Source organism: uncultured Apibacter sp. (assembly GCF_946479295.1).
In the GTDB taxonomy this organism is placed as follows: domain Bacteria; phylum Bacteroidota; class Bacteroidia; order Flavobacteriales; family Weeksellaceae; genus Apibacter.
In genome coordinates this window covers 94,361-106,027 of the sequence record NZ_CAMLFD010000006.1, presented here as the reverse complement: position 1 = coordinate 106,027, position 11,667 = coordinate 94,361, and the positions used below count along the sequence as shown (strand labels likewise).

General features: G+C 28.6%; 8 protein-coding genes and 1 pseudogene. 7 read left to right on the top strand and 2 right to left on the bottom strand.

The genetic code is table 11. The features are described from left to right. From Q0T35_RS06035 to Q0T35_RS06010, 6 genes and pseudogenes are all read left to right on the top strand, one after another. Nucleotides 1-332 (top strand): annotated as a pseudogene (locus tag Q0T35_RS06035) (hypothetical protein); the annotation flags it as partial. A 12-nt stretch (nucleotides 333-344) separates the two neighbouring features. Continuing rightward, complete coding sequence (locus Q0T35_RS06030; RefSeq protein WP_293919375.1) at nucleotides 345-1,592, top strand: hypothetical protein; 1,248 nt, start codon at nucleotides 345-347, stop codon at nucleotides 1,590-1,592. Then, a complete protein-coding gene (locus Q0T35_RS06025; RefSeq protein ID WP_293919376.1) occupies nucleotides 1,585-1,830 on the top strand; it encodes a hypothetical protein in 246 nt (81 codons plus the stop codon). The genes Q0T35_RS06030 and Q0T35_RS06025 overlap by 8 nt, the downstream gene beginning before the upstream one ends. A gap of 272 nt (nucleotides 1,831-2,102) precedes the next feature. Further along, the gene (locus Q0T35_RS06020) at nucleotides 2,103-2,249 is read left to right on the top strand and encodes a hypothetical protein (RefSeq protein WP_293919377.1); all 147 of its coding nucleotides are present in this window, start codon (nucleotides 2,103-2,105) and stop codon (nucleotides 2,247-2,249) included. Between the two features lie 47 nt (nucleotides 2,250-2,296). After that, nucleotides 2,297-2,431, top strand: coding sequence for a hypothetical protein (locus Q0T35_RS06015; protein WP_293919378.1), 135 nt, complete (start codon nucleotides 2,297-2,299; stop codon nucleotides 2,429-2,431). A 2,312-nt stretch (nucleotides 2,432-4,743) separates the two neighbouring features. Continuing rightward, nucleotides 4,744-7,014: an aconitate hydratase gene (locus Q0T35_RS06010; protein WP_295841338.1), complete on the top strand. Its 2,271-nt coding sequence runs from the start codon at nucleotides 4,744-4,746 to the stop codon at nucleotides 7,012-7,014. Between the two features lie 147 nt (nucleotides 7,015-7,161). Here Q0T35_RS06010 and uvrA read toward each other — a convergent pair whose 3' ends face one another. Continuing rightward, nucleotides 7,162-9,966: an excinuclease ABC subunit UvrA gene (uvrA, locus tag Q0T35_RS06005; RefSeq protein ID WP_295841337.1), complete on the bottom strand. Its 2,805-nt coding sequence runs from the start codon at nucleotides 9,964-9,966 to the stop codon at nucleotides 7,162-7,164. A 155-nt stretch (nucleotides 9,967-10,121) separates the two neighbouring features. Then, nucleotides 10,122-10,451, bottom strand: a complete 330-nt coding sequence (locus Q0T35_RS06000) for a YegP family protein (protein ID WP_293916296.1) — start codon at nucleotides 10,449-10,451, stop codon at nucleotides 10,122-10,124. A 577-nt stretch (nucleotides 10,452-11,028) separates the two neighbouring features. Here Q0T35_RS06000 and Q0T35_RS05995 point away from each other — a divergent pair. Continuing rightward, nucleotides 11,029-11,661: a class I SAM-dependent methyltransferase gene (locus Q0T35_RS05995; RefSeq protein WP_293916298.1), complete on the top strand. Its 633-nt coding sequence runs from the start codon at nucleotides 11,029-11,031 to the stop codon at nucleotides 11,659-11,661. Nucleotides 11,662-11,667 lie beyond the last annotated feature (6 nt).

The following is an 11,667-nucleotide window of genomic DNA, read 5'->3' as shown; positions in this document are numbered from 1 at the left end:
CCAGTGGCAATACAATGTTTATGGATGGTAAGGGAAACATAAAAGTGAATGCTCCGGAAACTATATTTATGGATGCTAAAAATATAATGGTTTCAGTTTCGCAGGATATAAGCATGAGTGCCGGAGGAAATATATCAACAATGGCCGGAAATGATTATAATTTATCTGCTACTAATATTTTTGAAAGGGCTAGCTCATGTAGAGAAAGTAAAGCAAAGGAATTGATTGAAACTTCGAAAAAAAGTACTTATAGTACTGATGAAGATATAATTAATTTAGAAAGTGGTTCTTTAGTAAAATCGAACAGTGCACAACAAACCAGTTTATACTAAAATAATTATAAAATGTCTAAAGGCAAAATAATACGTATTATAGGAGGTGAAAGTGTAAAAAAAGCTAAAAAATCTATAACTCTTACTGCAACCAAAGGCGATTTGACTTTTAATTCTCCCCAAAAGGTGCTAATGAACGGAAAACAAAGTGGTGTACTATATTTGAATAATTATAAACCACCGCTACCTTTACGAGTAGTAAAATTGGACGGACCTTATGATGGGCAAGATAAAAAAGTCGATATTATAAAAGATAATATACAATATATATATAAAGTTATTCAGTTTAATCGAATTCCTAAAAAGTCAGAACTTAAAGATTTAAAATGGGCTACTCAATTTGATGATGGTGAACTCTATACAGATCATCCTATTTCGAAAGGGAATAAAAAAGTAAGTTTTAAAATATCTGGAAATTCTAAAAAAACAAGATTTACTGTTTATGCATATTTTAAGAAGCCATCGGAAAAAGTATCTGTAACTAATTTAATTGAGGGTAAATATCCTAAATTATATATTTCAACACAAAAGACTGGATATACCATACAAAAATTATATGGGCACCCTGCAGCTACAAGTGCTTTATATACCTATGAGCCTGCCGTTGTGGTTTCTACATATCGAGCTTACTTAAGATTTTTTGAAAATGGAGAGACTAAAGATATTATAGAATTTAATGTTACCCGAGACGCATGGTATTATTTAGGAGAGAAAAATGGTAAAGCACATTTACTAAATAGAACTTTTGAGCCTTTAGATGGAAATAAAAATCTTTATTACACAGAAGAAGTTAAATTCCCTTCAAAAGCTCCGAACGATTGTAAAGGATATTTTTTAATGCAGAATAAGTCCAGGACAATTAAGGCTGAACCTTTTGAAACACAAATAGATATAAACGGAATCTCAATAGGGGATAAAAGAAAACAACCGAATAAAGCCCATAATGTGATGTTACATATTGGAGGTGTATACAGATTAGATACAAAAGGAGCAAAAATGCAATGGTTAGGTGGCTCTTTAGGATGTTTCGCTTTTATTCCTGCCAATGATATCTATCAAACAAAGGCATTAGCAAAAAAAGCATCTAAAGATGATGATTATGATGATGATACAAGTAATGCTCATTGGCTGAAAATAACCAATAAAATATCTGAATTGAAAAATGAAGACCCATCGAAAAGATTTTATATTATCATAAATAAACGATCCACTTGGACAAAAACAAAAGAAATTGATTCTGAAGAAATTTTACATGAATAAGAAAGGATTCCCATTAAAGTTAATTATAATCATTTTAACAATTATAATTGTTTTTCTTAGTCTATACTCTTTTGTATTGATAGGTTTTAATTTGCAAGATTATATAGCGTTAAATGATTATGCTGGTGATGAAAAAGCAATGACTGCCTATTTATTTGAACAGGGGATATTTTTAATACTAATTGATGTTTTTTTAATTATAGCTTTATTTTTTATAGCAAAAAATGCAAAAAAGTAAATCAAAAATAATACAAAATAAATCTTGGAATAATATGCGTATATCTTTATAGTAGAGCATATTTTGGATGTAACAGAATGATCTTAAAAAAACAAATCAAAGTTTACTTTGATAAGAGGATTAGCTGTTTTACCGAATAAAATACAATTCTGAGGGTATTTATCAAAAAGAATTATCTTATAAATTCACCTCCTTTCAATGATCTCTCACTTCGTTTATTATAATCTATATATCCTTTAATTATAAGTCTAGGTAATTATTAAAAAATAAATATGGAGGCTTTGTGGAAAGTTTTAGAGAAGAGCATGAGAACGCAATTGAAGCATAAAAAAATTGAAAGAGAGATAAAGGAAGAATTCTTTTGGCTAGGGGTTATTATAAAACCAGAAAGAAAAACAATGTCGTTGGAATGTACTTAAAGCAGGGACATATTTTTTAGAGCCTATGCAGATGAAAATTAAAGATAATGAGATTATATAACGATCTATTGGAATCTCAAAACATTGGCAGTATAGTTTTATTGAAAATAATCAATCAATTGTTAAAATTAAAAAAATATTCTCCCTTATTCGCTTTTAGAGAATATAATGAAGCCTATTGATATAATCAAATGTTTATAAAGAAATTAATACACTATTAGGATACCAAAAAAAGTATGAAATAAATTTGAAAAGAATAATTATTATAACCTATCCAACTGGAAAGGATGGTATAAAAATGCAGAATAGGAAAAATATATGTTTGGAGATGACCAATCATTATCAAATGATCCAAAGACGATATATTATTTATATAAATTTACTTATTATAAAAACCTTTATTCAAAATGAAATAAATAATATTTCAATATTGTAAGGTAAAAAAGGATAGATTAGTATTATTGCAATCGCGACTTTAAAGTAAGAAGAGGTAAGATCATTAATAAAAATCATAAAAGGGAAGTATATAAGGATATTTAAATAGTTTTAGATAGAGGTTAAATCTAGATATTACTAAAATTTTAGATATGCGGAATCAATAAAAAGAATCTTAAATTAACTTTTTTAGCTCATATAGATGTGGAATTTTTTCACAACATTACATACAAAAAAATAAATATTTATTTAGTAAATCTATTTATAAAGATAGGGACTTTATTTTGTTGGTAAAAAAAGACAATATTTTCAGTCTTTATGGTAAATTAACAATTGTCTCTAAACAGATTTACCCTCTATATAATTATACCATCCTCAAATATAGTTTCGAGTGGATAAGTAGAATGAGAAATCTGTGTCAAATAGGTCTTCAGATTTAAATAGATAATATGAAATTCTGAGCAGAATATTTTTCAAAAACATTAAAGAAGAAATTAAATGAAGTAATCTGACTTTGTTTGAGAAAATGGAAAATATTTTGGCTTTAGGCTAGACTGCTAAATGAATATCCAAAAGAACAAAAATAAGAAACACTTACAATAGGATAGGATGGTCAATCCGAAAAAAGTTTTTGAAAGGCGAAGTAATTTTATAGAAAAATCCAGATGTAAATATCGCTTTTCTTGATAAGATAAAATAATTTATAAATCATTAAAATGAAAGGATTGATATATAATTGCATCTCCGATAATCCATTATTTGATTATATAAAGGTCGCTGAAATTGTTATATGAACGAATCCTCAAATATCGGGAAATATCATTGTAATAAAATACAAATAACTCTTAAAATTACAAGATATTAAACTTCAGCTAATAAATTTTATTTTTAATAGATTATTCTTTAAATATATATAAGCTTAGATACGGGAGATATGACGACGGAAAAACTTTAAAAATAAAATTAGAAAATAAAAGGATTAATAGAAAGATAATTAAGAATAAAATTTTTAAATAATAAAATACAGATTATGCTTAATCGTTTAAATGAAAAAATGTTTGGTCTATTAAATTGATATATGCTAAATAATAATATCTATATTATGTTATTTTTTTATTTGTAGTTAAATTATATGTGTTTATTATTTTTTAATAGTTTAAATTATCTTAATGTTGTAATTTTATTATTTAGGTAGATATTTAATATTTCTAGATAAGAAAATAGTGAAAATTTAATCATAAAAATATATTGATTATATATCTTTATATTTTTGATTTTATTTTTTTAATATGATATATTTCATATTTCGATATTATTTATCTGAGTATTTATATTTATAAAATTAATTTATTTTGAATCAATTTGTTATTATATAAGTGTTTTTAAGGGGAATATTATTTTTAAGACTTTTCTTTTTTTTTAAATATTTTATAAAAAAAAAATACCATTACGGGATTCCTCAATTTAGATTAATAATAATAGAATATATTTGTCATGTACAAATTTTAGAATTATTAAGCACCTATTGTTATGATTTAGCAACTAATTAGTGTAGTTGGGGCTCTCTTTTTTAAAAGAGAGCCATTTTTATTATCAATTTAATTATTTAATTTAAAGGATTAAACAAGTAGTTTAATCCTTTAAATATATGTTGTTTCAAGTTGTTTCAAATTAATGAGTATTTTTTAATAAAATGATAATAAAACGATAATAAAAAAGATAATTTTAAATTTTAATATATTCCAATTGAATATTAAATTGATATTAATAAAAATTAAAATATTAAATAAATAATTTTTATTCATGTATTGAAAAAAATTATATGAATTATTTCTTTTTAACAGTTTAAAAGTAAAAATAATAATCAATTATTTAGAATGTATATAAATATTTGTCAAATAAATTAAAAAATGCACATATTAATTTTAAAATTGTATATTTAAAGGCATATGAAAAATATCATGGCTTAACACTACCTTAGACCAAAGCTTATAATTAGGCATTAGGTAAGTTAAGTTAATTTGTTAAAGTACAATAAAGCATAAAATAAAATTACTATATGATTTTTGATTTAGATATGATTAAAACGGTGTACAGCCGTTATCAGTCGAAGGTTAATGCCGTTCGAGAATTAGTAGGCAGGCCTTTAACCTATTCTGAGAAAATATTATATTCACATTTGTTTGAAAAAAATCCGTCTGAAGCATTTATTAGAGGTGAATCTTATGTTGATTTTGCTCCGGATAGAGTCGCAATGCAAGATGCAACCGCTCAAATGGCCTTACTTCAATTTATGCAAGCGGGAAAAAAGAAAGTAGCTGTTCCTTCTACAGTTCATGCTGATCATTTAATTCAAGCAAGAGTTGGGGCGGATAAAGACTTACAGGAAGCAATTAATAAAAATAATGAAGTTTATAATTTTTTGTCTTCTGTTTCTAATAAATACGGAATAGGATTCTGGAAACCCGGAGCAGGAATTATACATCAGGTCATTCTTGAAAATTATGCATTTCCTGGTGGAATGATGATAGGAACAGATTCTCATACACCTAATGCAGGAGGCTTGGGAATGATAGCAATCGGAGTAGGAGGAGCAGATGCAGTAGATGTTATGGCAGGGATGTCCTGGGAACTAAAATTTCCAAAATTAATAGGTATCCACTTAAAAGGAAAACTGAATGGATGGGCTTCATCTAAAGACATAATATTAGAAGTTACCGGTCTTCTAACTGTTAAAGGCGGCACAGGATGTATCATAGAGTATTTTGGGGAAGGTGCTGAGTCTTTATCAGCTACTGGAAAAGGGACTATTTGTAATATGGGGGCAGAAGTAGGAGCAACTACTTCTATATTTGCTTATGACGAAAATATGTCTAAATATTTAAAAGTTACCGGTCGTACTGAAGTTGCTGAAATGGCGGATAAAATAAAAAATGATCTTCGTTCTGATAAAGAGGTTTATGAAAATCCTGAAAAATATTACGATCAGTTGATTGAAATAGATTTGAATAGCTTAGAACCTCATCTTAACGGACCCTTTTCGCCAGATATTGCAACCCCTATTTCACTTATAAAAGAAGTTGCTGAAAAAAACGGGTGGCCCTTAAAAGTGGAAGTTGGATTAATAGGGTCATGTACGAATTCTTCTTATGAAGATATTTCAAGAGCAGCATCAATAGCTAAACAAGCAGCAGATAAAAAAATTAGCCCTAAGGCGGATTATACCATTACACCTGGGTCAGAATTAGTGCGTTACACAGTAGAAAGAGATGGATATTTAAGTATTTTTGATCAGATAGGAGGAAAGGTATTTGCTAATGCTTGCGGACCTTGTATAGGTCAGTGGGCAAGAGAAGGCGCAGATAAACAAGAGAAAAATACAATTGTACATTCTTTTAATAGAAATTTTGCCAAAAGAGCTGATGGAAACCCAAATACCTATGCCTTTGTGGCTTCCCCTGAATTAGTAACAGCATTGGCAATTGCCGGGGATTTAGGATTTGATCCTCGTAAAGATAAACTCACTAATGATGAAGGCGAAAAGGTAATGTTAGATGAACCCAAAGGTTTTGAGCTTCCCCCTAGAGGTTTTGAGGTTGATGATCCGGGATATCAAAAACCGGCTGAAGATGGTTCAGCTATAAACGTGGAGGTTTCTCCTACCTCGGAAAGGTTACAATTACTAGAAAGCTTTCCGGCTTGGGACGGTAAAAATATTACTGGAATCAGACTGTTGATTAAAGCATACGGAAAATGCACTACAGACCATATCTCAATGGCAGGCCCATGGTTGAAATTTAGAGGACATTTAGATAATATATCTAACAATACTTTGATTGGTGCTGTGAATGCCTTTAACATGGAAACCAATAAAGTTAAAAATGAAGATACTGGAGAATATATGGCTGTTCCTGATTCTGCCAGAAAATATAAAGCAGATGGAGTGCCGACCCTAGTAGTAGGTGACTACAATTATGGTGAAGGTTCATCAAGAGAGCATGCCGCAATGCAGCCTCGACATTTAGGGGTTAGAGCTGTATTAGTGAAATCTTTTGCAAGAATTCATGAAACAAACCTTAAAAAGCAAGGCATGTTAGCATTGACATTTGCTGATCCAGACGATTATAATAAAGTTCAGGAAGATGATATAATTAATTTTTTAGATTTAGATAAGTTTGCTCCAGGAAAATCACTTACTATAGAATTAGTGCATTCCGACGGTAATAAAGAAAATATTGAAGCCAATCATACCTATAATAAAGGACAAATTGAATGGTTCAAAGCTGGTTCAGCTCTAAATCTAATCAAGATGAATGAAGCTAAAGGCTAATTATTAAAAATTTTGTATTAAAAAACACCGGATATTTCCGGTGTTTTTTAATTTTATGAAACCAAATTATTTAATTCTAAAATTTTGTTATCTTCATATTGTATTTAAACGTATAAATTATTAAAGAAACTTATATAAATTTTACATTTATAGCTTGTCTTTTAAAAATTGTCCCGTATAAGATTGTTTACATTTAATAATCTCCTCAGGTGTTCCGTGAAAAACGACATTCCCTCCATTAATTCCGGCTTCAGGACCTATATCAACTAAATAATCAGCACATTTAATAATGTCCGGATGATGCTCAATAACCATAATACTATGGCCATTTTCAATTAAAGCATTGAATGACTTAAGCAATTTATTTATATCATCAAAATGTAAACCAGTACTAGGTTCATCGAAAATGAATAGAGTATTTTCTGAAGAATTACCTTTTACTAGAAATGAAGCTAATTTTATTCGTTGTGCCTCACCTCCCGATAATGTTCCTGAAGATTGCCCTAATTGTAAATAACCTAAGCCGACATCTTGCAAAGGTTGAAGTTTAGTTGAAATTTTATCTTGATTATGTGTTTTGAAAAAAGTTATAGCTTCATATATAGTCATTTCTAATACATCTGCTATATTTTTTCCTTCATACATTACTTCTAAAATATCTTGCTTAAATTTTTTTCCATGACAAGTTTCACATTCTAATTCGATATCAGCCATGAACTGCATTTCAACGGTTATAACGCCTTCTCCTAAACAGGTTTCACAACGACCACCTTCAACGTTGAAAGAGAAATGTTTCGGTTTAAAATTATTAAGTTTACTAAGCTTTTGCTTGGAAAATAGGTCGCGGATATCATCAAAGGCTTTAACATAAGTAGCCGGATTAGAGCGTGAGGATTTGCCAATAGGGTTTTGATCAATCAGCTCAAGGTGTTTAATTTCACTCCAATTTCCTTTTAATTCGGAAAAGTTGCCTGGCTTATCTCCATTTATTCCTAATTTTCTTTGTAATGCAGGCGTAACAATGTTTTTCATTAAGGTACTTTTTCCAGAACCGCTTACACCTGTTATTACCGTTAAACAATGTAATGGCAATTTTACATCAATACCCTTTAAATTATTTTGTCTAGCCGCAGTAATTTCAATAAATTCTTTTGTTTTTCTTCTGGTTTTAGGTATTTCAATCTTTTTTTCACCATTTAAATACTCAGCCGTTAAAGTATGCGTTTTAATCATTTGGGAATAAGTTCCGGAAAATACAACATTCCCCCCTAGGTTACCTGCTTTCGGACCAATATCAACCAAATAGTCGGCTGCTTTCATAATATCTTCATCGTGTTCGACTACAACAACGGTATTGCCTAAATCTCGTAATTTTTGTAATACTGATATTAAGCGATAGGTATCTCTTCCATGCAGTCCAATACTTGGCTCATCTAAAATATAAATAGAGCCTACTAAGCTACTCCCTAAAGAAGTTGCCAAATTAATACGCTGGGATTCACCTCCGGATAGAGTATTAGAAGCTCGATTTAAAGTTAAATATCCTAAACCGACATCTAAAAGAAATTCTATTCTACTGTTTATTTCAAAGAGTAAGCGTTTAGCAATCTTTTTCTGATACTCATTAAGTTCTAAATTTTTTATTATACCATGTAATTGATCCATAGGTAATTCTGTCCAGTCATTAATGGAATACCCGTTTATTTTTACATAATTGGTTTCAGGACGTAAACGACTTCCTTTACATACAGGGCAAATTGTCTTACCTCTGTATCTGGAAAGCATTACTCGGTATTGTATTTTATAGGTATTTTCTTCTACCATTTTAAAGAAATTGTTAAGACAAGGAAATTGCTGATCTCCCGTACCTCTCCATAAAATTTCTTTTTGTTTATCATCTAACTCATAATAAGGCTTATGTATAGGAAAGTTTAATTTAGATGCTTTTTTAATAAATTCATCTTTCCATTCGCTCATTTTTTCTCCTCTCCATGCGACAATAGCATCTTCATAAACAGATAGATTTTTGTTGGAAACTACAAGATCTTCATCTATGCCTAAAATTTTTCCATATCCTTCACAAGTAGAGCAAGCTCCATAAGGATTATTAAAGCTGAAAAAATGTATGGTAGGATCGTTAAATTTAATGCCATCGAGTTCAAAAGCATTGGAAAAAGATTTAGTTTCTTGGGTATCTACATTTTTTATGAAACAAGATCCTTTTCCTTCATAAAAAGCAATTTGTACACTATCGGCAAATCTTTGTAGAAACTCATCATTATGTTCTACTGAAAATCTTTCAATAACCAAGTTTATTTTGGTGTTTGCCTCAGGAACAAATCCGAAACTCTCCAAATCTTCTATAGTGACAATATTACCTCCTACCTCAAGCCTCACGTATCCTTGACTTTTTAATGTATTTAAAAAAGTTTTAAAGTCTTTATCTATAGTACTTATTGGAGCTAATAATAAAAATTTTCCTCCTTCAGGTATAGATTGTATGTAATCTACTACATCAGATACTTCATCTTTTTTTACTTCTTGCCCTGATATGGGAGAGTATGTTTTACCTACTCTTGAAAATAATAGTCTTAAATAATCATATATTTCAGTGGAAGTACCTACTGTTGATCTTGGATTTCCGGAAATAACTTTTTGCTGAATAGCTATAGCAGGAGCAAGTCCTTTAATATCATCTACTTGAGGTTTTTCTAATTTTCCTAAAAATTGACGAGCATAGGAGCTCAGACTTTCAACATAACGTCTTTGCCCTTCAGCATATAAAGTGTTAAAAGCTAATGTAGATTTGCCACTTCCAGATACACCGGTAATTACGGTTAATTTATTTTTAGGAATTAAAACATCTATATTTTTAAGGTTATGAAGATGTGCATTTTTTATTAAAACCACATCTTGATCCGAATGGGTTTTTATTTTATTATTGGTTTTCAAAAGTTTGTATTTGAATTTGCTTATCTATTGAAAATATATTTTTCTTACCTATAGAAGATATACAAAGATAGGAAAATAAAAAATTTTTTACTGTTATAAATGAAAAAACCATCTTATAAGATGGTTTTTTCATTTTAGATAACAATTTATGGAATCTATTTTTTTGATAAGTCAACTGTTTCGGATACGGGTGCAGTTTTCATAACTGTTCTAATACCATTCTTAGCATCGGTTTCAGAATCAAAATAAGAACTGGTCCCTACTAATTGTCCGTTACCGGATTTTAAACTAAACATCCATTTTTTGTTAGATGCTTGTTTCACTTCAAAACGGTCTTCATTTTTGGAATTTCTTTTTACAGAACTAATTCCTTTTTGACAATTTGTTTTTTGTGTATACCCATCACTTTCAAGAATAATTTGACCATTTTTTTCTTTTAATCTAAAGAAAAAAGCTCCTTCTTTGTCTTTGAAAATTTCAAACATATTGTTATACTATTTAGTGTTAATATGGCATAAGGTAGGAAAAAATCATGCCATTATTTTATAAACAAAAATCTTCTGTATTTTTTAACAATAAATAAAAAACTTGATAATATCGTGTGGTAGGCTAAAATAAAGGGTTATAGCTTATTTCTGATAAATTTTTAATTAAAAATTTTAACACTTTTTAGAACAAATTCCACTAGTGTTCATTAGAAAATATAGGCTGACATTTTTACATTTTTCTTTTATTTGATATTATTTTATAATATTTTATTTATCTTGCATATATATTTTTGCATCTTATACTTCTTTATTTATTTAACTTTAATATTAAAAATAATTATTTTTTTATTTATATTATAATCTAGTTATAATTTTAATTTTTATATTATTTATTAATGTGAAAATAGGTTTTTTGGTATTTTCTGTTTTTAAATTTTTATAAGAGTAAATTTTAATAGGCATTAATTATTTTTATAAACTATTATAAATATTAGAGCGATTATTTTGGATAAAATGCTATTTAATATTAATATTTTTTTTAAACAAATTATATTTGTAAAGAATAATATAAAAAATGGAGTTAACCCCTTTATTAGAAGATTATATTGAGAAAAATAGTACAGAAGAGCCGGTATTATTAAAAGAGTTAAGAAGAGAAACCTTTTTAAAAACAACACAACCCCATATGTTATCCGGTATTTTACAAGGAAGAATATTGAGTATGATTTCCAAGTTAATATCTCCTTATTTAATTGTAGAAATAGGTACCTTTACCGGATATGCTACTTTATGTCTGGCAGAAGGCCTTTCAGAATCGGGTAAAATAATTACAATTGATAGTAATTATGAAACGGCTTATATACCGAAAAAATATTTTCAAAAATCTGAATTTTCTAAAAAAATTGATTTTGTTTTGAATGATGCTTTGCAAGTGATTCCGCAGATTGAACAAAATATTGATGTTGTATTTTTAGATGCAGATAAAAAAAATTATGTAACTTATGTAGAGTTGCTTAAACCTAAGTTGCGCTCAGGCGGAATAATTATAGCAGATAATATTTTGTGGAAAGGAAAAGTTGTTGAGAATTTTAAAGACAAAAAAACTGAATTTATAAAGGAATTTAACACCTATGTAAGGTTAGATTCGTCTTTAGAAGTAGTAATTTTACCTATAAGAGATGGTATAAGTATTATAAGAAAGAAATAAATTTGC